We start from the raw sequence: 20,098 nt of genomic DNA, 5'->3' as shown, positions 1-20,098 counted from the left end.
ATCCTCACGTGAAGGTCTGTTCTGGTTGTTTTTTATCCTTATTAAACTTTATTAAATTACCTTGGTTTATTATTTAACCAGATTGTAGGGGGTATTTTTTAATAGCCTGCTTGTCGGAAAATTGATTAATAAATAGCCGTGTGCATAAAACCGGCACGGTGCGTTTTAATATTCAGCACACTTCCGGATTAAATAGCCTATCGGCAATTATTCATGCGGCCAGAATAGCCCTGGCGTGTTCCGCTGCAGGGTGCAAGGCATTGATACGGTTGTCTTGTCGGCAGCCACAGCGTACCGGTAGCGTGTTGAAAATCAGCATATTCGTTGCGTGATCTACCGCTCAAAAAAGAAACAAAGACTCGTAGCAAACTACCATTAACCTTAAGTTGACATATCATTAACAACTTCAAGGAGAAAAGCTATGAGCCAATTGCATAAACACGCTATCCCTTCAGCCATTGCGGCGCGCACTTTGCTCAACCCAGAGCAATATCAACAGTATTATCAACAGTCTGTGCAAGATCCGGCGGCTTTTTGGCGCGAACACGGCAAGATCCTTGATTGGATTAAGCCTTATACCAGGGTAAAGAATACGTCGTTTGATCCGGGGCACATCAGCATCCGTTGGTTTGAGGACGGCACGCTGAACCTGGCGGCCAACTGTCTGGATCGCCATCTGGCAACCCGCGGCGACCAAACGGCGATTATCTGGGAAGGCGACGATCCGGCGCAGTCAAAAAAGGTCACTTATCAACAGTTGCACCACGATGTCTGCCAGTTTGCCAACGTGCTGAAAAAGCTGGGGGTCAAAAAGGGCGATGTGGTTGCCATTTATATGCCGATGGTGCCGGAAGCGGCGGTGGCGATGCTGGCCTGTGCGCGTATCGGCGCGGTGCACTCCGTGATCTTCGGCGGCTTTTCACCTGAAGCGGTGGCCGGCCGTATTATCGATTCCAACGCCAGGCTGGTGATCACCGCCGATGAAGGGCTGCGCGCCGGGCGCGCGGTGCCGCTGAAAAAGAACGTCGACGACGCCCTGAAAAAACCGGGTGTGACCAGCGTCAGCAATGTGGTGGTGTTCCAGCGCACCGCGAAGCCGGGCTACTGGCAGCAAGGGCGCGATCTGTGGTGGCACGAGCTGGTGCAGGGCGTCTCCGCCGATTGCCCGGCGGAAGAGATGAACGCGGAAGATCCGTTGTTCATCCTGTATACCTCCGGCTCGACCGGCAAGCCAAAAGGGGTGCTGCATACCACCGGCGGCTATCTGGTGTATGCCGCCATGACCTTCAAGTATGTTTTTGATTACCATGACGGCGATATTTACTGGTGCACCGCCGACGTGGGTTGGGTGACCGGCCACAGCTACCTGCTGTATGGCCCCTTGGCCTGCGGCGCTATCTCGCTGATGTTCGAGGGCGTGCCAAATTACCCGGGCGTTAACCGCCTGGCGCAAATCGTCGACAAGCATCAGGTGAATATTCTTTATACCGCGCCGACGGCGATCCGCGCCCTGATGGCGGAGGGCGACAAGGCCATTGAAGGCACCACGCGCGATTCGCTGCGCATCATGGGCTCGGTGGGCGAGCCGATCAACCCGGAAGCCTGGGAGTGGTACTACGAGAAGATCGGCAACGGCAAATGCCCGATTGTCGATACCTGGTGGCAAACGGAAACCGGCGGCTTCATGATCACCCCGCTGCCGGGGGCGACGGAATTAAAAGCCGGTTCGGCCACGCGGCCGTTCTTTGGCGTGCAGCCGGCGCTGGTCGATAATAGCGGCACGCCGCAGGAAGGGGCGTGCGAAGGTAACCTGGTGATCACCGATTCCTGGCCCGGCCAGGCCCGCAGCCTGTTTGGCGACCACGATCGCTTTGAACAGACCTATTTCTCCACCTTCAAGGGCATGTACTTCAGCGGTGACGGTGCCCGCCGTGACGAAGACGGCTATTACTGGATCACCGGGCGGGTGGATGACGTGCTCAACGTTTCCGGCCACCGGCTCGGCACGGCGGAAATCGAATCCGCGCTGGTCGCCCACCCCAAAATCGCCGAGGCCGCGGTGGTGGGCATCCCACACAGCATTAAGGGCCAGGCGATTTATGCCTACATCACGCTAAACCACGGTGAGGAGCCCTCGCCGGAGCTGTATGCCGAAGTGCGCAACTGGGTGCGGGAAGAGATCGGCCCCATCGCCACGCCGGACGTTCTCCACTGGACAGATTCACTGCCCAAAACCCGCTCTGGCAAGATCATGCGCCGCATCCTGCGCAAAATCGCCGCCGGCGACACCAGCAACCTGGGGGATACCTCTACGCTGGCGGATCCTGCGGTGGTCGACAAGCTGCTGGAAGAAAAACAATCAATGAAAGTTCCATCATAACTTTTGCCGCCGATGGCCGTTCAGCAAGCCGGTGTGGTTGCTGAATGGCCGTGAAGCGCGCTGTGCTTATCAATACCGACTGGAGAAATTCTGATGAATGACGGCATTTATCAAGGCATTGAGGCAAACCCGCGCTTTCAGGCGCTGGTACGCAAACGCAGCCGCTTTGCCTGGCTGCTTTCGTTGATTACGCTGGCCTTGTACGTCGGCTTCATCTTGCTGATCGCTTTCAACCCACAGTGGCTTGGCACGCCGATCGCCGCCGGCTCCACCATTACCCGCGGCATTCCCATCGGCGTTGGGCTGATTGTCATTTCCTTTGTCCTCACCGGCGTGTATGTGTTCCGCGCCAACGGCGAATTTGATCGCCTGACGGCCGAAATTCTGCGTGAGGTGAAGCCATGAAGCGCCTGTTCTCTGCCGCCGTATTGGTCGGCCTGCCGGGCGCCGCCTGTGCGGATGCGATTGGCGGCGCGGTGCAGCGCCAGCCGCTGAACATTCAGGCGATTGCGATGTTCCTGTTGTTTGTCGGCGCCACGCTGTATATCACCTATTGGGCTTCCAAACGCACGCGTTCGCGCCAGGATTATTACACCGCCGGCGGCCGCATCACCGGCTTTCAGAATGGCCTGGCGATTGCCGGCGACTTTATGTCGGCGGCATCGTTCCTGGGGATTTCCGCCCTGGTCTATACCTCGGGCTACGACGGCCTGATCTATTCCATCGGCTTTTTGATCGGCTGGCCGATAATCCTGTTTTTGATTGCTGAACGCCTGCGCAACCTGGGGCGCTATACCTTTGCCGATGTGGCTTCCTACCGGTTGCGACAAAAACCGATCCGCTCGCTATCCGCCTGCGGCTCGCTGGTGGTGGTGGCGTTGTATCTGATCGCGCAGATGGTGGGTGCCGGTAAGCTGATCGAATTGCTGTTTGGCCTGAACTACCATGTGGCGGTGATCCTGGTGGGCATTCTGATGGTGCTGTACGTGTTGTTCGGCGGCATGCTGGCCACCACCTGGGTGCAGATCATCAAAGCCGTATTGCTGCTGGCCGGGGCCAGCTTTATGGCGCTGATGGTGATGAAATCGGTGAACTTTGACTTCAATGCGCTGTTCGCCGAAGCGGTGAAGGTGCACCCGAAGGGCAGTGCCATCATGAGCCCTGGCGGCCTGGTTTCCGATCCGATCTCGGCGCTGTCGCTGGGGTTGGCATTGATGTTCGGCACCGCAGGGCTGCCGCATATCCTGATGCGCTTTTTCACCGTTAACGATGCCAAGGAAGCGCGCAAAAGTGTGTTCTACGCCACCGGTTTTATTGGCTACTTCTATATTCTGACCTTTATTATCGGCTTCGGCGCCATTCTGCTGGTGAGCGGTAACCCGGCCTTCAAGGATGCCACCGGCGCGCTGCTGGGCGGCACCAATATGGCGGCGGTGCACCTGGCCAATGCGGTGGGCGGCAACTTCTTCCTGGGCTTTATCTCGGCGGTGGCGTTTGCCACCATTCTGGCGGTGGTGGCTGGTTTGACGTTGGCCGGCGCGTCGGCGGTTTCTCACGATCTGTACGCCAGCGTGATCAAAGATGGTAAAGCGACGGAACGTGATGAACTGAAGGTGTCGAAGATCACGGTGCTGGTGTTGGGGATCGTCGCGATCGCGCTGGGGATCTTGTTCGAGAAGCAGAATATCGCCTTTATGGTGGGCCTGGCGTTTTCTATCGCCGCCAGCTGTAACTTCCCGATTATCATTCTTTCTATGTATTGGTCGCGGCTGACGACGCGGGGCGCGATGATTGGCGGCTGGCTGGGGCTGCTGACGGCGGTGATCCTGATGATCCTGGGCCCGACCATTTGGGTGCAGATCCTGGGCCATGAAAAAGCGATCTACCCCTATGAGTATCCGGCGCTGTTTTCCATGCTGGTGGCGTTTATCGGCACCTGGTTCTTCTCGGTGACGGATGGTTCGCTGGCGGGCCAGCAAGAACGGGTGCGCTTCCGTTCGCAGTTTGTGCGTTCGCAAACCGGGCTGGGGATCTCCCAAAGCAGCGCGCATTAACCCGCCGCCAGACCAAAAACAAACGCCCCTTTGCTGCTATCAGGAAAGGGGCGTTTTTGTGGCGGCTAACGGCAGGCTATGGGCACTTGTAGACCTGGCCGACCATTTTGCTGTCCAGCGGGGCAAAGCTCGACAGCAGGTTTTGGCTTGGGCTGTTAGCGCCATAGATGACGTTACCACCCAGCTCTGCGGCTTTGTTGCGCAGATCGTTCGCTGCGCCGCGCAGGCCGGTGCTTTCAGCATCGCTGCCAGACAGCCAGTTGCTCTGTGTACCGGTGACTTCGCCAACCAACCGGCACTCTGCCGCCGGTTTGGCATCGGTAAATTTAACCTGCTGACCCGCTGCCGTCAGCGTATTCGTGGTGGTGCAACCTGCCAGCAGCATGGCTGCCGAAAGACCCAGTAAGGCTTTAATCCGCATCTTCTTCCCCATATCACATTGAGAATTAAGCAAAGTTCTATCCCTTAAGCATGTGTTGCCGTATTACTTGGCCAAACGTCTTGAGTGACGGCCGATGGTGTATCAGTTTACACGCTAAATCCGCCCTGCCGGTAAAAATATCATCAAATGCCGAGTGGTAGCGCACGCAACATGAAAAAACCGCTTGGTGGCGGCACAAGCGTGTTGCAGGCGGGAAGGGGCGGCGTGGCGCATAAAAAAATGCCAGTCAGCATTCACTGACTGGCATTCGATCTCACACCAGGGTGTGGGGCTTGATTACATCATGCCGCCCATGCCACCCATGCCGCCCATACCGCCGGCAGCGCCCAGATCGGCTTTATCTTCTTTCGGCAGGTCGGTCACCATACATTCGGTGGTGATCATCAGGCCGGCAACAGAAGCTGCATACTGCAGAGCAGAACGGGTTACTTTGGTTGGATCCAGAATACCCATTGCGATCATATCGCCGTATTCTTCGGAGAATGCGTTGTAGCCGTAGCTGCCTTCGCCCGCTTTCACGTTGTTGGCGATAACAGAGGCTTCTTCACCGGCGTTGATAACGATCTGGCGCAGCGGAGCTTCCATGGCGCGCAGGGCAACTTTGATCCCCACGTTCTGGTCTTCGTTGTCGCCTTTCAGGTTAACAATTTTGCCTGCTACGCGGATCAGCGCAACACCACCGCCGGCAACCACGCCTTCTTCAACCGCAGCACGGGTTGCGTGCAGGGCATCTTCAACGCGTGCTTTTTTCTCTTTCATTTCAACTTCGGTTGCTGCGCCAACTTTGATAACGGCAACGCCGCCGGCCAGTTTAGCCACGCGCTCTTGCAGTTTTTCACGATCGTAGTCAGAAGTTGCTTCTTCGATCTGCTGACGGATCTGGCTGACACGGCCCTGAATTGTGGCTTCTTCGCCCACGCCATCAATGATGATGGTGGTGTCTTTGTTGATCACAACGCGTTTAGCCTGGCCGAGGTCTTCCAGGGTGGCTTTTTCCAGCTCCAGGCCGATCTCTTCAGAGATAACGGTACCTGCAGTCAGGGTTGCGATATCTTGCAGCATGGCTTTACGACGATCGCCGAAGCCAGGTGCTTTAACCGCAGCCACTTTCACGATGCCGCGCATGGTGTTAACCACCAGGGTCGCCAGCGCTTCGCCTTCAACGTCTTCTGCGATGATCAGCAGAGGTTTACCGGCTTTGGCAACGGCTTCCAGAACTGGCAGCATTTCACGGATGTTGGAGACTTTTTTGTCAACCAGCAGGATGAATGGGCTTTCCAGCTCAACAGAACCGGTTTCTGGTTTGTTGATGAAGTAAGGGGACAGGTAGCCGCGATCGAACTGCATACCTTCTACAACGTCCAGTTCGTCTTGCAGGCCAGAACCTTCTTCAACGGTGATAACGCCTTCTTTACCGACTTTATCCATCGCTTCTGCGATCAGTTTACCCACGGTTTCGTCGGAGTTCGCAGAGATGGTGCCCACCTGAGCGATAGCTTTGGAATCGGAGCAAGGCACGGACAGTTTTTTCAGCTCTTCCACAGCGGCGATAACGGCTTTATCGATACCGCGTTTCAGGTCCATTGGGTTCATGCCTGCAGCAACGGCTTTCAGGCCTTCGTTGATGATGGACTGAGCCAGTACGGTTGCCGTGGTGGTACCGTCGCCCGCAGCGTCGTTCGCTTTGGAGGCAACTTCTTTCACCATCTGTGCGCCCATGTTTTCGAACTTGTCTTCCAGTTCGATTTCACGTGCAACGGAAACGCCGTCTTTGGTGATGCTTGGCGCGCCGAAAGATTTGTCCAGCACAACGTTACGGCCTTTCGGGCCCAGGGTGACTTTTACTGCATCAGCGAGAACATTCACGCCACGCTGCATTTTTACGCGGGCGTCGTTACCGAATTTTACGTCTTTAGCTGCCATTGGTATTTCCCTTAAATTCGTTCAGAGTCAAAGATAAAAGCGAGATTACGCTTCAACAATTGCCAGAATGTCGCTTTCGGACATGATCAACACTTCTTCATTGTCGATCTTCTCTGCTTTAACGCCGTAACCGTCGTTGAAAATCACGATATCGCCGACTTTAACATCCAGTGGTTGGGTGCTGCCGTTTTCAAGAACGCGCCCTTTGCCAACGGCGACCACTTCACCACGAGTAGATTTACCCGCTGCAGAGCCCGTTAGTACGATGCCGCCAGCAGATTTTGATTCAACTTCTTTACGCTTGACGATAACGCGGTCATGCAATGGACGAATACTCATTGAACGCTCTCCTGTAAGAAGGTCTGTATCAGGTTTTAGGTTAATGTGCCGATCGTGTATTACCGGCGTTGTTGAGATTTGAAATGGGGGCATTCCAACCGGCTTCAAGGGGGGAGATCAAAAAAATTTTGCTTTTGAGCGACATTCGGCGCTACGGCCATAAAAGAAACGGTTCGCGGGCCGGTGGGGCCGCCAGGGCGGGAGGATCCCCGCTGGCGCGGGGATTATGGCTGTGGGCGATTAGCGATCGTCGTTACGTTTATTGTGATCGTCCGGCTGGTGATCAAGCAGGTGGCCATCGTGGTCTTTGCGCTGAAATTCACCGTCGAAGGTGTTGCCGTTGGCGGCGCCACCGCCCCAGCCGCCGGGACGGTAAACGGAAAGATGCGGCATCAGCTTCAGCGTCAGGGATTTCTGAACCGGCGGCAGCAACAGCAGCAGGCCGAGGAAATCGGTAAAGAAACCGGGCACCAACAGCAGGAAACCGGCCAACACCAGCGACACGCTTTTCACCATCTCTGCTGCTGGGCTTTCGCCCGCGGCCAGCTTCTGCTGCATCTGCACAAAGGTTTTGACGCCTTGGTTGCGCACCAGCGAAACGCCGACGCAGGAGGTGAAAATCACCAGCAGCAGGGTGACTGCAACGCCAAGGACTGCGGCGACTTTGATAAATAAGGATATTTCTATGTAAACCAACAGAAATATCAGCAAGAAGGGTAACCAGCGCACAGTGCTCTCCTATTATATGGAATCTGCGCACCCGCGCGGTGGCGCATACGCGAAAAAGTGGGGCCCGAAGCAGGGGCCGATTTTACTAGAGTGGGGATCCCGTACCGGTATTTCAACCAAGCGGCCGTTTTTATTACTGCGCCGGAGGATTTGTTGCCGCCGCAGCCGCCCACGCTATTAACCATAGACAAGATCTGGGTATAGCGTCTTTTTTCAACAGGTTGGCCTCGCCGGGCGTGAAACAGCTCACAGAATGTAAAGAGGGCACCGGTTGGAGCGCCAGATAGTGATCTGGATTCACTAATTTGTTTCAAAGCAGCATATGATCTTGATTGTCGAAAGCTGTTAAAACAATACTCCGGTGTTTATCGCCTCTGGCAATATAATTAGTTATACAGAAATGCACGTCATCCACTCGGCAGCAACATAGAGAAGGCCCTCATGTCAAACAACATTCGTATCGAAGAAGATCTGCTCGGCACCCGCGAAGTCCCCGCAGAGGCCTATTACGGCATTCATACCCTGCGTGCGATTGAAAACTTTTATATCAGCAACAGCAAAATCAGCGATGTCCCGGAGTTTGTGCGCGGCATGGTGATGGTGAAAAAAGCTGCCGCCCTGGCGAACAAAGAGCTGAAAGCCATCCCGCGCAATATCGCCGATATCATCATCCGCGCCTGTGATGAAGTGCTGGATAACGGCAAGTGCATGGATCAGTTCCCGGTGGATGTGTTCCAGGGCGGGGCGGGTACCTCGCTCAACATGAACACCAATGAAGTGCTGGCGAATATCGGCCTGGAGCTGATGGGCCACCAGAAGGGGGAGTACCAATACCTGAACCCCAACGATCACCTCAACCAGAGCCAGTCCACCAACGATGCGTACCCCACCGGTTTTCGCATTGCCGTCTATGCCTCGATCCTCAAACTGATGGATGCCATCAATGAACTGCGTGAAGGCTTTGCGCGCAAGGCGCAGGAGTTCGCCACCATTCTGAAGATGGGGCGCACCCAGTTGCAGGATGCAGTGCCGATGACGCTGGGCCAGGAGTTCAAGGCCTTTGCCGTGCTGCTGAATGAAGAGGTGCGCAACCTGCAGCGCACCGCAGAGCTGCTGCTGGAAGTGAACCTGGGGGCGACGGCGATCGGCACGGCGCTGAACACCCCGGAAGGCTACCAGCACCTGGCGGTGCAGAAACTGGCGGAAGTCAGCAACCTGCCGGTGGTGCCGGCGGAAGATCTGATCGAAGCCACCTCGGACTGCGGGGCCTACGTGATGGTGCACAGCGCGCTCAAGCGGCTGGCGGTGAAGCTATCGAAAATCTGTAACGATCTGCGGCTGCTGTCTTCTGGCCCGCGCGCCGGGCTGAACGAAATCAACCTGCCGCAGTTGCAGGCGGGCTCATCGATCATGCCGGCCAAGGTCAACCCGGTGGTGCCGGAAGTGGTGAACCAGGTGTGCTTTAAGGTGATCGGCAACGACAGCTGCGTGACCATGGCGGCCGAAGCCGGCCAGTTGCAGTTGAACGTGATGGAGCCGGTGATCGGCCAGGCGATGTTCGAATCCATTCATATCCTCACCAACGCCTGCTACAACCTGCTGGAAAAATGCGTCAATGGCATCACTGCCAACAAAGCGGTGTGCGAGCACTACGTGTTCAATTCAATCGGCATCGTCACCTATCTAAACCCGTTCATCGGCCACCACAACGGCGACATCGTGGGCAAGATCTGCGCCGAAACCGGCAAGAGCGTGCGCGAAGTGGTGCTGGAGCGCGGGCTGCTGACGGAAGCGGAGCTGGATGACATCTTCTCGGTCGATAACCTGATGCACCCGGCCTATAAGGCCAAGCGCTATACCGATGAAAATGGCCAATAACACAGTCCTTTGCTAATGCGTTAGGCACGTGCATCCCGCGATCGCGTGCCTTTTTATTTTCGATGCAAGATGTTCACTTTTTATCTTTTTGCTGCGTGATGACCTGGGGTAAACATGATGTTAGCGGTGGAATTGATTATCGTCCTGCTGGCGATTTTTCTGGGCGCCAGGCTGGGTGGTATCGGCATTGGCTTTGCCGGCGGCCTGGGCGTATTGGTGCTGGCGCTGATGGGCGTTAAACCGGGCAGTATTCCTTTTGATGTGATCTCGATTGTGATGGCGGTGATCGCCGCCATTTCAACCATGCAGGTTGCCGGCGGAATGGATTTTTTGGTGCAGCAGACGGAAAAGCTGCTGCGTAAAAACCCCAGGCATATTACCGTGTTGGCGCCTGTCGTCACTTACATCCTGACGCTGTTTGCCGGTACGGGCAATATTTCCCTGTCTGCGCTGCCGGTGATTGCCGAGGTGGCGAAAGAGCAGGGCATCAAGCCCTCGCGGCCGCTATCTACCGCTGTGGTATCCGCCCAGATCGCCATTACCGCTTCGCCGATTTCTGCCGCCGTTGTTTATATGACTTCGGTTATGGAAGGGCGCGGGGTGAGCTACCTGAGCATGCTGGGGGTGGTTATTCCTTCTACCTTCTGCGCCATACTGTTGATGGCGCTGCTGGTGAGCTGGCTGTTTGATGCGCGTTTGTCTAACGATCCGGTCTACCAGAAACGTTTTGAAGAGGGGGTGATCGCTTTGCGCGGCAATGCCCTGAAGAGCGTGAAGCCCGGCGCCAAAATTTCTGTGTTGCTGTTTTTGCTCGGCGTGCTGAGCGTGGTGGCCTATGCGATCGTCAACAGCCCGAGCGTTGGCCTGGTGGAGACGCCGTTGATGAGTACCACCAGTGCGATTTTGGTGATCATGCTGAGTGTGGCGACCTTCATTACCCTGCTGTGCCGGGTGGATACCGATGCGATTTTGGGCTCCAGCACGTTTAAGGCCGGCATGAGCGCCAGTATCTGTATTCTGGGGGTAGCCTGGTTGGGCGACACCTTTGTGCAGGACAATATCGGCTGGATTAAGGCCACGGCGGGTAGCGTGGTGCAAGCGCACCCATGGCTGCTGGCGGTGATCTTCTTCTTCTGCTCGGCGTTATTATATTCCCAGGCGGCGACGGCCAAGGCGCTGATGCCGATGGCGTTGGCGCTGAATGTCAGCCCACTGACGGCGATTGCCTCGTTTGCCGCCGTTTCCGGCCTGTTTATTTTGCCCACTTACCCAACGTTGGTGGCCGCGGTGCAGATGGATGATACCGGCACCACCCGCATTGGCCGCTTTGTGTTTAACCATCCGTTTCTTATTCCCGGCACCATCGGTGTGGTGCTGTCGGTGTTGTTCGGGTTTTTATTGGGCAGCATCATGCTGTGATCTCACGCCCGGCGCCGCAGTTTTTTCTGCCCGCTCTACTGTGGCGGCAAACGCGCCTTCTGGTCCGCCCTTCCTCGGGGTATAGTGCCTTACCGGAAGCGAGTTGAAAGGGGATAACCATGCCTGACTGCGATGCCGTGATCATACTCTGTACCGCACCCGACGAGGCCTGCGCCCAGGCGTTGGCGGAGCGCGTGTTAAATGAGAAACTGGCGGCCTGCGCCACGCTGTTGCCGGGTGCGCGTTCGCTGTATTACTGGGAAGGCCAACTTGAGCAGGCGCAAGAGGTGCAGATGTTGCTGAAAAGCGATCGTCACCATCAGCAGGCTCTGCTTGAGTGCCTGAAAACACATCACCCCTACCAAACCCCAGAACTCTTGGTGGTGCCGGTGATGGCTGGAGAGAAAGACTACCTGTTATGGATCAACGCCTCATTAAATTGATTTTGCTGCTTTGCAGCCTGCTGTTTTTGCCGCAGGCGGCTCAGGCTTCGCTGTTTGGGCAAACGAGCGGCAGCCAGTTTGTGCCTGTCGATCAGGCCTTTGCCTTCGATTTTAAACAACAGGGCAGCCAGCTAATGCTGAACTGGCAAATCCGCCCCGGTTATTATCTCTACCGCCAGCAGATTAAATGGGTGCCGCAGCAAGCGGTGCTGGGGCCGTTTGCGTTGCCCGTCGGGCTGCCCCACAAAGATGAGTTCTTCGGCGAGGTGCAAATTTACCAGCAGAAGCTGCAACTGGCGATCCCGTTGCAGCAGGCGGCCGAACACGCCAGCCTGAGCATTACCTACCAGGGCTGCGCGGAAGCGGGGTTCTGTTACCCACCGGAAACGCGGGTGATCCCGCTGGACGCGGTGGCGGCAACGGCCCCGGCCGGCGCTCCGTCACCGGCCGGCCCCAACCCGGCCAGCCCGCCGTTCTCACCGCTGTGGGCCTTGCTGTTTGGCATTGGCATCGCGTTTACCCCCTGCGTGCTGCCGATGTACCCGCTGATTTCCAGCATTATTCTCGGCGGCAAACGCCCGCCCAGCACCAGCCGCACCTTGATACTGGCGCTGGTGTATGTGCAGGGGATGGCATTGACCTATACCCTGCTTGGGCTGGTGGTGGCCGCCGCCGGGCTGCAGTTCCAAGCGGCCTTGCAGCACCCGTATGTGTTGATCGGCCTTTCGCTGATGTTTATCGCGCTGGCGCTGTCGATGTTCGGGCTGTATTCGTTGCAACTGCCCACGGGCTTGCAAACCCGTTTGGCGCAGTGGAGCAACACACAGCAGGGCGGCTCATTGGCCGGGGTGTTTGTGATGGGCGCGTTGGCCGGCCTGATTTGTTCACCTTGCACCACAGCACCGCTTAGCGCCATTCTGTTGTATATCGCGCAAAGCGGCAACCTGCTAAGTGGGGCGGGAACGCTGTATTTATATGCTCTGGGGATGGGGATCCCGTTGGTGGTGGTGACGTTGTTCGGCAACCGCTTGCTGCCGCGCAGCGGGCCGTGGATGCAGTATGTTAAAGAGGCCTTTGGCTTTGTGATCCTTGCGCTGCCGGTGTTCCTGTTAGAACGGGTGATTGGCGAGGTATGGGGCCTGCGGCTTTGGAGCTTGCTTGGCCTGGCTTTCTTCGGCTGGGCATTTCTGCTGAGCCTGAAAACGGCGCAACGTTGGGCGCGCATCGCCCAAATCCTGTTGTTGGCCGCCGCAGTCATCGCCGCCCGGCCGTTGCAAGATTGGGCCTTTGGCGGCGCACCTGCTCAACAGGCCCCGCAGTCAGGCTTGGCGTTTATGCCTATCCACAATGTGGCGCAGTTGGATCAAGCGTTACGTCAGGCGCAGGGGAAGCCGGTGATGCTGGATCTGTACGCCGATTGGTGTGTGGCATGCAAAGAGTTTGAGAAATATACGTTCAGCGATGCCGGCGTACAGGCGGCATTAGCCGGAGCCGTGCTGCTGCAGGCCGATGTGACGGCCAACAATGCGGAGCAGGCGGTATTATTGAAGCACCTACAGGTGCTGGGGCTACCCACCATTTTGTTCTTCGATGCCGCCGGGCGCGAACTGCCCGCCAGCCGGGTGACGGGTTTTATGGATGCCGCGGCGTTCCATACACATTTGCAGAAAACCGTGCTGTAAACGACACTGTTTATCTGAACTGAATTGGGAGGGAGTGCAAGTGCAACGTGAACACGTTCTTGATACCGCCTTGGGGCTGTTGGAACAATACGGCCTGGCGAGCATGACCCTTGAGATGCTGGCGAAGCAGTTGAGCGTGCAGCCGCACGATTTCAGCCCCTTTTGGCCAGACAGAGAAGCCCTGCTGTATGATTGCCTACGCTATCATGGGCAGCAGATCGATACCTGGCGCCGGCAGCTGTTGTTGGATGAAAACCTGTCGTCGCAACAGAAATTGCTCGCGCGCTATGACGTGCTGGCCGAATACGTGCGCAATGGCCGCTATCCAGGTTGCCTGTTTATCGCCGCCTGCAGCTTTTACCCAGAGCCGGAACATCCCATTCATCTGTTGGCGGAACAGCAAAAGCAGAGCTCGCTGGCGTTGACGCGCGATCTGTTGCGTGAGATGGAGGCAGACGATGCGGACATGGTGGCGCAGCAGATGGAGCTGATTCAGGAGGGGTGCCTGAGCAAACTGCTGGTAAAACGCCAGCTCCAGGATGTCTTCATGGCCAAACGGCTAGCGGAGGATGTCTTACAGGTGGCGCAGTGCCGTAAACACGGCGCATTGGGCTGATATTACAGGCGAAAGGCGCGGTGGTTTTTTGGCCATAGAGGGTGATATTTTGCGTTTTTTGCCTGAAAAGCCAGCAAATGAATCACTTTGCCGGTTTATGAGCGATAAATCCGTTGACGCCGACAGGCCTTTACGGTTTAATGCGCCCCGTTGCCCGGATAGCTCAGTCGGTAGAGCAGGGGATTGAAAATCCCCGTGTCCTTGGTTCGATTCCGAGTCCGGGCACCACTAATTCAAAGAAACCAGCCTGATGGCTGGTTTTTTGCTTTTTGGGATGCGAACTCTCCAGCGAGCTTCGTCCTATTACTCGCTTCACGCACGTGTAAGGTTCGCAAGGGCCGACGTCACACATTACGCAAACGCGTTCCCAGTGTTTTTCCTCAAGCTCAACTCCTCTTTCTTTTTATAGTTCGTACTGTGCGCAGGGGTATCGTTCACTACAGCAATATATTCGTAGGAAATTATCGCAGCCGTAAGAGAGAAAAACGTCTGGATATATAGGGTCAAATCCACTCATTTAACAGCGTATCCACTATTTGTGGGTAGGTTCATGCTAGGAAACCTTGCTCGCTTGAACAACGATGATCATGGTGCCGGATTGACATCAGGATGTGCACACCTTGTATCAATTTTTTTGAATGACCAATTACTAATATTAATTTTGATGCTAAAATGTCAACTGCAACGTTGCTGTTTAATTCAGTATGCTTCCAATATTTCTGTCATTCTGCAGATTAAAAAGAGGGGTAACCGATGGCTTGGGATACCGAGGGCACTAAACGAAAAATTTTGAACGCAGCAGTAGTTCAGTTTGCGGAACTGGGGCCCGATGGCGCCACCATTGAGTTGGTTGCGAAAACAGCAGGAGTTAACAAAGAAAGAGTTTATAAATATTTTGGCGACAAACAATCTTTGTTCAAGACAGTCCTGAGTGAAGAGTTGGCAAAAGTCGCGCAGGCAGTGGCGATTGAGGCATTGACCGTTGAAGATATCGGTGAATATGCGGGTCGGGCTTATGATTATCATCGTGAACACCCGGAACTCAACAGGCTTCTACGCTGGGAAGGGTTGGTACTAAATGGAAAAGTACCCGATGAAGATGTACGGCGTAAATTCTATATAGTCAAAACTCAAGCTATTAAGGATGCTCAAGAAGCCGGAATAGTCACCCGTGATTTTGATGCCGATCACCTGGCCTTCCTGATTCTGGGGCTGGCTGGATGGTGGGCTGCATTACCCCAAGTTGCACGTATGTTTGCGGGAACTGATGATGCTCGCGAACATGCTCGCCGCAGGGCTTCTGTCGTGCTGGCGGCTCATCGTCTGGCGCTAGCGCCATAAATGAGCCTGTTTAGGATTTTGTGTAATTTCTTTAGTAGACGATTGAACTGACTGAGATCCTAAGGCGTTTAGATATTTTTGGCCAGTTCGTTAGCCAGAGCCTGCAACTGTTTTTCGTCCAAAAATTAATCTGTTTTCGATGTTGGGGAAAACATATCAAAATCAGGTCATTACACAAACCGATGTACAGGCTCTATAAATTTAAAGTTGGGCAGATACCTAAAGGTGTGAAGATCGTTCCAAAGTTATAGCCAGTCCTTGCCCTCCCCCAACGCACAGAGTCGCGAGGCCTTTTCGCAAACTCCGACGCTGTAACTCATGTATCAACGTGACAAGAATGCGAGCACCGGAGGCTCCAAGAGGGTGTCCTAACGCGATCGCTCCCCCGTTCACATTCACTTTGCGTGTATCCCACTTAATCTCTTTATTTACAGCTAGAATTTGTGCCGCGAAGGCCTCATTAGCCTCTATTAGATCAAGGTCCTCAATGTTCCAACCGGCACGAGCTAATGCCAATCGGGTTGCGGGGACTGGGCCTATGCCCATTACCGCAGGATCGACACCAACGCTGGCGAATGATTTCACCGTTGCAAGAACTGGTAAGCGCAACGCAGCGGCTTTCTCTGCGCTAGCCATTAGGAGCACTGCTGCACCATCGTTTAGAGTTGAGGAATTCCCTGCAGTGACAGTACCTTCCTTTTGGAAGGCCGGCTTTAGTTGAGCCAGTTTGTCCATCACCGCATCAGAACGAGGCTGTTCGTCGGTATCGAAGATACGAACCGCATTATTTTTCAGACGAACAGTTATGGGGACAATTTCGTCCCGGAATTGTCCTGCTGCAATAGCCTCAAGAGCCTTCCTTTGCGACGCAAAAGCGTAAGCATCTTGTTCCTCTCTGTTGATGGAATATCTTTTTGCAAGGTTTTCCGCTGTGAGCCCCATGTGATAGTCATTAAATGAATCCCAGAGTCCATCATGGATCAAACTGTCCTGAAGCATTGCGTGCCCTTGGCGTAAGCCAGTTCGCGCTTTGGGTATCAGATAAGGAGCCAGACTCATATTCTCTTGACCACCGGCAATAACAAGATCTGCATCCCCATTTTCGATGGACTGCATTGCTAAATGAATAGCCTTCAGGCCGGAGCCGCACACTTTATTTATGGTCATAGCAGGAATGGTATATGGCAATCCCGCCGCAATTGCTGCCTGCCGTGCAGGATTTTGGCCACATCCAGCGGTTAGTGTTTGTCCGAGAATTACCTCAGTTATTTGCTCCGGCTCTACATTTATCTTATTAAGAATACAGCTTATTAATTCAGCACCTAGCTGATAAGCAGGTAGGGTAGACAAACTGCCTTGAATACGACCAATTGCCGTACGTTTAGCCGCTACGATAACAATATCCCTACTTTTCCCCATAACTCCCCCTGAAACAACATATTATGATGTGATGATACATAAACTTTAATTAGATCCACTGCTTAAAATTATTCGCATGAAGATCAGGATATTTGATGGAAATTTTTTGCGAATCAGTTATTGATAAGTCTTTTTAGGCTGAATCTCAGGAGGTAGTCGATGGGTTACTGAGCAGACGATTTTCGCGTTGCAAAAAACGCTAACAATATCTGCCCTTCGCCAATCACCATCAGTTTTATTATATTTTCTCACATTTTCGAGTTTCGTGGAGATTGGTTGAGACAGTAATGTTAAACGTGATAATTCGTTCGAAAATGTGATGGTAGTTCTTTTCATCCACAATGTGTTGCTCTTGGCACGATCCACGTTATCAAGATTATACAATAACGTTTGTCCCAGTTGCAGTGATGCTGCGAAACAACTGGAAATGGACCACGTTTCATCAGTACATATCGATAAAGGTTTCACAACTGCAGAAGCGGTAGATTCGTCGTTATCTGCATGAACCATCACACAGGAAACTTCGATAGGTTGTTTTTTAAGGGAGAGGACTGGAAGACTGGCGCTAACTGTTGGGACATAGACGATTTCCAATTGCATATTTGCGATAGATAATTCCAACACATGATTACCATCGCTATCTTCTAATACTTTTCCAGAAATTTCTATATTATCCAATGAGGTTTCCACTGGTGCGTTCCCTGCAATAATGCTTATTTTTTTGATATGACCGGCACTAACTGGCCTGTTTTGTAAAGTCCTAGCTAGTAATAATTGCCTTAGGCATTCAATGGACAACTCAAGCACATCAATAGTACTAAGATGTGGAGTTTGATTACTTTTCCCTTTTTTAGACCAGAGTTCAGGGAGAATAACCACACCATTGCATACAAAACGAGTATGGTCGGCGCCCGTCAATAGTTGGAAATTTTCTATCGATTGATTAGTTTTCAAATAACCATCTCCGAAGTAACGGGAGTTTCGGTCGCCAAGAAAATCATCAATTTTTTTATAGTATGACAAACTCATATGTGTTCCCTTATTGATTGCTAAGTGATTTTAAGAGGGGGGTGATTTTTTATTACAACAAAAGCATGTTATATCTCATTAATTTAAATTTCTAATGTTATTCATTTTTTTCTATCGACAATATACTCAATATTATTAACAATATGTAGTTATGTGCATTGTCAACTCACAAGACGAGAAGTCTTGTATTTTGATAAACTATTTTCTAAAAAATAAGGCCATGACCTCAATCTGTTATAATTATTTTTCTATATAGATACCGCTCACGTTTTCATGAACCTCAAAAGAATGAGAAAGAAAAGTTGTTTCCTTTGCAAGCTGATTAATCTATGCCCATAGGTTAATATTATGCAGCTCTATCCGTTGTGTGAATATTTTACTCACAAAATTCTCTACCCATGTTTTTTCTTGTTTATAGCTTATAGCTTCCCATGTCATCCGTTACAATAAAACCGATGTCAAATGGAGGAAATAAATCAAGACGCTTGTGGCAAGTGGCATCGATTCGCGGCTACAAAACATGGTAACCACTTATTCTCTATTGGTATCACAGGAATACCATAGCCAGTATCTGTTCGTTCTGCTGCCGACATAAGACTATTCTCATTAACCTTACAAATCAGTGCTATGTATTCATACACGGCGGCTTTACCGATCATCTGTATCGATTCGAGTTTTTTAACGTTTGGATGACCATAATTATGCCAACTTTTAACGTTTGCACCGTATCTCTGATGTCGGAGCCATTCAACGCCATATCGACAATTTTCTCTTTTGTATCGGATTTAGGGGCTTCGTAAGCATATTCAAGCTCTAAAAGCTTTACAGCATTTAAGGCACCGAAAACGCTGAGGTCCGACATGATTAGAATCATGTTTACGAACCGGGTGCGTTCGACCACAAAATCGACAAGAAAAAAATCTTTGCTATAGCAGGAGAGCGCAGGTAAATAGCGTGTTTTATACAACTCTATAGCTCAGAGTCATCACCAACAATAAGTATATATAAATTAACTAGATGCTAAGTATACTTCTATTCTTCCAAAGAAAACTGCAACGTTGGAGTTCAAATTAAACCTATGAAGCATTCGTGTCAAGAGTATTGATTGATTCAAGATCATTAAATCCGTCTGCCATAGCCAGAAAGGAGAATTCGTCCAAGGAGACCATATCAACACACGAAAGGCGATGAAAACAGTGATATTCGAGTTTATTGAAGTTGATTTACAACTGGCATTGTCGGCATAGTGCCAACAGTAGGCTAAGCCTGGTAAAAATTGAGGAAAGGAACCTTGATTAAATTGGTATCTATTGTTCTGGGTAAGATAATTTTCAGTTGAAAAATGGTTAATGGATATTTTCTAATTTGATTCTTTACAAGAAAAATAATATGAAGTCAACGTGAGAGAGGGCGATTTTTCTTGGTTCATATTATTGCTTTTAACTCAAATGTGCTGCATGGTAATAGGGAAACGTTGAGCGTGTGCAATTCATTATGAGCGAAATTTGCTTATGTACGACCTTCGATCTAGCAACATTACTATCCAGAACATCATTTTGATCAATGTGGTAAAGAGCCTCCGCAACGACATTTACGGAAAACGACATCATGAATCAAATATAACTGGTTCGGATAGTCTATTCTCTCGAAATTTTCGTGGAAATAGATGATTGAACAGATAACAACAGTGATTGACCGCAGTTCTCTCTGTACGGAGATTGCTTGTTCCATATTATAATGAGGAAAAAATGAACCATCAAGATATGTTACAGATTAGTGACTGGGTATTTGATCTCGATAATACACTATATCCAAAAAATAGTGGATTGTGGGGGCAGGTAGATGCGCGGATTACGGCATGGATTACACACTACTTCGATATAAGTGAAGCTGAGGCAATGGTAATTCGTAAGGACTATTTCCTGCGTTATGGAACTGCTCTTCGAGGCTTGATGAAGGAGTATCAAGTTAAACCGGACGAGTATCTAGATTATATATATAAAATAGATTACTCTGTTTTGAGTCATGATATCTTGCTTCAAAGCCAGCTTGCTTCAATCCCAGGAAGAAAGATTATATTTACCTCATCTCCAAAATGGCACGCAACCCGGGTTCTTGAAGTACTTGGTATTTCTTCTCAGATCACGGATATATTTGATATTGCTGACGCAGGTTATGTTCCTAAGCCAGCCGAACAGACCTATGAACGTTTTATTGATAAGTTTGGGATCGTTCCTAAGCGCGCGATTATGTTCGAAGATACGCTTGCGAATTTGAGTATTCCAAAGATGTGCGGGATGAAAACGGTTCTTATTACTACCTCAATGCAACATGAGGATCACTATGCCTGTGAAAATGTGAATGCCTTTTTTAAATCCTTATAGTATTAGAGTATGAAGGATAG

The 20,098-nt window shown here is 52.0% G+C and carries 17 protein-coding genes and 1 tRNA gene; 11 read left to right on the top strand and 7 right to left on the bottom strand.

Features of this window, described 5'->3' with window-relative positions; genetic code table 11:
- Positions 1–421 precede the first annotated feature (421 nt).
- The 3 genes from acs (at position 422) to actP (ending at position 4,434) form a co-directional block, all read left to right on the top strand.
- Complete coding sequence (gene acs / locus ACN28Q_RS09960) at positions 422–2,380, top strand: acetate--CoA ligase (RefSeq protein WP_095846207.1); 1,959 nt, start codon at positions 422–424, stop codon at positions 2,378–2,380.
- Between the two features lie 93 nt (positions 2,381–2,473).
- Positions 2,474–2,785: a DUF485 domain-containing protein gene (locus ACN28Q_RS09955; protein WP_095846206.1), complete on the top strand. Its 312-nt coding sequence runs from the start codon at positions 2,474–2,476 to the stop codon at positions 2,783–2,785.
- The gene (gene actP / locus ACN28Q_RS09950; RefSeq protein WP_095846205.1) at positions 2,782–4,434 is read left to right on the top strand and encodes a cation/acetate symporter ActP; all 1,653 of its coding nucleotides are present in this window, start codon (positions 2,782–2,784) and stop codon (positions 4,432–4,434) included. Before ACN28Q_RS09955 ends, actP begins: the two co-directional genes overlap by 4 nt.
- Before the next feature lie 76 nt (positions 4,435–4,510).
- Here actP and ACN28Q_RS09945 read toward each other — a convergent pair whose 3' ends face one another.
- From ACN28Q_RS09945 to ACN28Q_RS09930, 4 genes are all read right to left on the bottom strand, one after another.
- Entirely contained in the window at positions 4,511–4,855 is a 345-nt protein-coding gene (locus ACN28Q_RS09945; RefSeq protein WP_095846204.1) for a DUF4156 domain-containing protein, read from the bottom strand.
- Positions 4,856–5,152: 297 nt separating this feature from the next.
- Positions 5,153–6,799 carry a chaperonin GroEL gene (gene groL / locus ACN28Q_RS09940; protein WP_095846203.1) on the bottom strand — a complete coding sequence of 549 codons (1,647 nt, stop codon included), beginning with the start codon at positions 6,797–6,799 and terminating at the stop codon, positions 5,153–5,155.
- A gap of 45 nt (positions 6,800–6,844) precedes the next feature.
- On the bottom strand, positions 6,845–7,138 hold the full coding sequence (locus ACN28Q_RS09935) for a co-chaperone GroES (protein WP_095846202.1): 294 nt from the start codon (positions 7,136–7,138) through the stop codon (positions 6,845–6,847).
- 240 nt (positions 7,139–7,378) lie between these two features.
- Complete coding sequence (locus ACN28Q_RS09930) at positions 7,379–7,867, bottom strand: FxsA family protein (protein ID WP_095846201.1); 489 nt, start codon at positions 7,865–7,867, stop codon at positions 7,379–7,381.
- Between the two features lie 441 nt (positions 7,868–8,308).
- Here ACN28Q_RS09930 and aspA point away from each other — a divergent pair, with 441 nt between their 5' ends.
- The 7 genes from aspA (at position 8,309) to ACN28Q_RS09895 (ending at position 15,246) form a co-directional block, all read left to right on the top strand.
- Positions 8,309–9,745 (top strand): aspartate ammonia-lyase, encoded by a 1,437-nt coding sequence (gene aspA / locus ACN28Q_RS09925; RefSeq protein ID WP_095846200.1) that lies wholly within the window; start codon positions 8,309–8,311, stop codon positions 9,743–9,745.
- Positions 9,746–9,862: 117 nt separating this feature from the next.
- Positions 9,863–11,164, top strand: coding sequence for an anaerobic C4-dicarboxylate transporter (locus ACN28Q_RS09920; RefSeq protein ID WP_095848985.1), 1,302 nt, complete (start codon positions 9,863–9,865; stop codon positions 11,162–11,164).
- Positions 11,165–11,283: 119 nt separating this feature from the next.
- Positions 11,284–11,607: a divalent cation tolerance protein CutA gene (gene cutA / locus ACN28Q_RS09915; protein ID WP_095846199.1), complete on the top strand. Its 324-nt coding sequence runs from the start codon at positions 11,284–11,286 to the stop codon at positions 11,605–11,607.
- A complete protein-coding gene (locus ACN28Q_RS09910) occupies positions 11,583–13,289 on the top strand; it encodes a protein-disulfide reductase DsbD (protein ID WP_095846198.1) in 1,707 nt (568 codons plus the stop codon). Before cutA ends, ACN28Q_RS09910 begins: the two co-directional genes overlap by 25 nt.
- A 40-nt stretch (positions 13,290–13,329) precedes the next feature.
- Positions 13,330–13,905 (top strand): division control transcriptional repressor DicD, encoded by a 576-nt coding sequence (gene dicD, locus ACN28Q_RS09905; protein WP_095846197.1) that lies wholly within the window; start codon positions 13,330–13,332, stop codon positions 13,903–13,905.
- A gap of 152 nt (positions 13,906–14,057) precedes the next feature.
- Positions 14,058–14,133, top strand: a tRNA-Phe gene (locus tag ACN28Q_RS09900).
- A gap of 525 nt (positions 14,134–14,658) precedes the next feature.
- Positions 14,659–15,246, top strand: a complete 588-nt coding sequence (locus ACN28Q_RS09895) for a TetR/AcrR family transcriptional regulator (protein ID WP_095846196.1) — start codon at positions 14,659–14,661, stop codon at positions 15,244–15,246.
- A gap of 219 nt (positions 15,247–15,465) precedes the next feature.
- Here the strand turns inward: ACN28Q_RS09895 and ACN28Q_RS09890 are convergent, their stop codons facing one another.
- From ACN28Q_RS09890 to ACN28Q_RS09880, 3 genes are all read right to left on the bottom strand, one after another.
- Complete coding sequence (locus ACN28Q_RS09890; protein WP_095846195.1) at positions 15,466–16,665, bottom strand: acetyl-CoA C-acetyltransferase; 1,200 nt, start codon at positions 16,663–16,665, stop codon at positions 15,466–15,468.
- A gap of 117 nt (positions 16,666–16,782) precedes the next feature.
- Entirely contained in the window at positions 16,783–17,694 is a 912-nt protein-coding gene (locus ACN28Q_RS09885; RefSeq protein WP_095846194.1) for an AvrD family protein, read from the bottom strand.
- Between the two features lie 655 nt (positions 17,695–18,349).
- On the bottom strand, positions 18,350–18,556 hold the full coding sequence (locus ACN28Q_RS09880) for an IS1-like element transposase (protein WP_165907119.1): 207 nt from the start codon (positions 18,554–18,556) through the stop codon (positions 18,350–18,352).
- A gap of 886 nt (positions 18,557–19,442) precedes the next feature.
- On the opposite strand from ACN28Q_RS09880, the gene ACN28Q_RS09875 reads away from it, so the two are divergent.
- A complete protein-coding gene (locus ACN28Q_RS09875) occupies positions 19,443–20,078 on the top strand; it encodes a pyrimidine 5'-nucleotidase (RefSeq protein WP_095846192.1) in 636 nt (211 codons plus the stop codon).
- Positions 20,079–20,098: the final 20 nt, after the last annotated feature.

Origin of the sequence: Gibbsiella quercinecans (assembly GCF_002291425.1) — a bacterium.
Classification (GTDB): domain Bacteria; phylum Pseudomonadota; class Gammaproteobacteria; order Enterobacterales; family Enterobacteriaceae; genus Gibbsiella; species Gibbsiella quercinecans.
Note: the sequence above shows the minus strand (reverse complement) of the source record. Positions and strands in the feature narration are given on the sequence as shown.

Excerpts from the sequence above, each read along its gene's own strand:
- acs (WP_095846207.1), top strand. The coding sequence starts at position 422 with ATGAGCCAATTGCATAAACACGCTATCCCTTCAGCCATTGCGGCGCGC.
- ACN28Q_RS09955 (WP_095846206.1), top strand. The coding sequence starts at position 2,474 with ATGAATGACGGCATTTATCAAGGCATTGAGGCAAACCCGCGCTTTCAG.
- actP (WP_095846205.1), top strand. The coding sequence starts at position 2,782 with ATGAAGCGCCTGTTCTCTGCCGCCGTATTGGTCGGCCTGCCGGGCGCC.
- ACN28Q_RS09945 (WP_095846204.1), bottom strand. The coding sequence starts at position 4,855 with ATGCGGATTAAAGCCTTACTGGGTCTTTCGGCAGCCATGCTGCTGGCA.
- groL (WP_095846203.1), bottom strand. The coding sequence starts at position 6,799 with ATGGCAGCTAAAGACGTAAAATTCGGTAACGACGCCCGCGTAAAAATG.
- ACN28Q_RS09935 (WP_095846202.1), bottom strand. The coding sequence starts at position 7,138 with ATGAGTATTCGTCCATTGCATGACCGCGTTATCGTCAAGCGTAAAGAA.
- aspA (WP_095846200.1), top strand. The coding sequence starts at position 8,309 with ATGTCAAACAACATTCGTATCGAAGAAGATCTGCTCGGCACCCGCGAA.
- ACN28Q_RS09920 (WP_095848985.1), top strand. The coding sequence starts at position 9,863 with ATGTTAGCGGTGGAATTGATTATCGTCCTGCTGGCGATTTTTCTGGGC.
- cutA (WP_095846199.1), top strand. The coding sequence starts at position 11,284 with ATGCCTGACTGCGATGCCGTGATCATACTCTGTACCGCACCCGACGAG.
- ACN28Q_RS09910 (WP_095846198.1), top strand. The coding sequence starts at position 11,583 with ATGGATCAACGCCTCATTAAATTGATTTTGCTGCTTTGCAGCCTGCTG.
- ACN28Q_RS09895 (WP_095846196.1), top strand. The coding sequence starts at position 14,659 with ATGGCTTGGGATACCGAGGGCACTAAACGAAAAATTTTGAACGCAGCA.
- ACN28Q_RS09890 (WP_095846195.1), bottom strand. The coding sequence starts at position 16,665 with ATGGGGAAAAGTAGGGATATTGTTATCGTAGCGGCTAAACGTACGGCA.
- ACN28Q_RS09885 (WP_095846194.1), bottom strand. The coding sequence starts at position 17,694 with ATGAGTTTGTCATACTATAAAAAAATTGATGATTTTCTTGGCGACCGA.
- ACN28Q_RS09880 (WP_165907119.1), bottom strand. The coding sequence starts at position 18,556 with ATGTCGGACCTCAGCGTTTTCGGTGCCTTAAATGCTGTAAAGCTTTTA.
- ACN28Q_RS09875 (WP_095846192.1), top strand. The coding sequence starts at position 19,443 with ATGAACCATCAAGATATGTTACAGATTAGTGACTGGGTATTTGATCTC.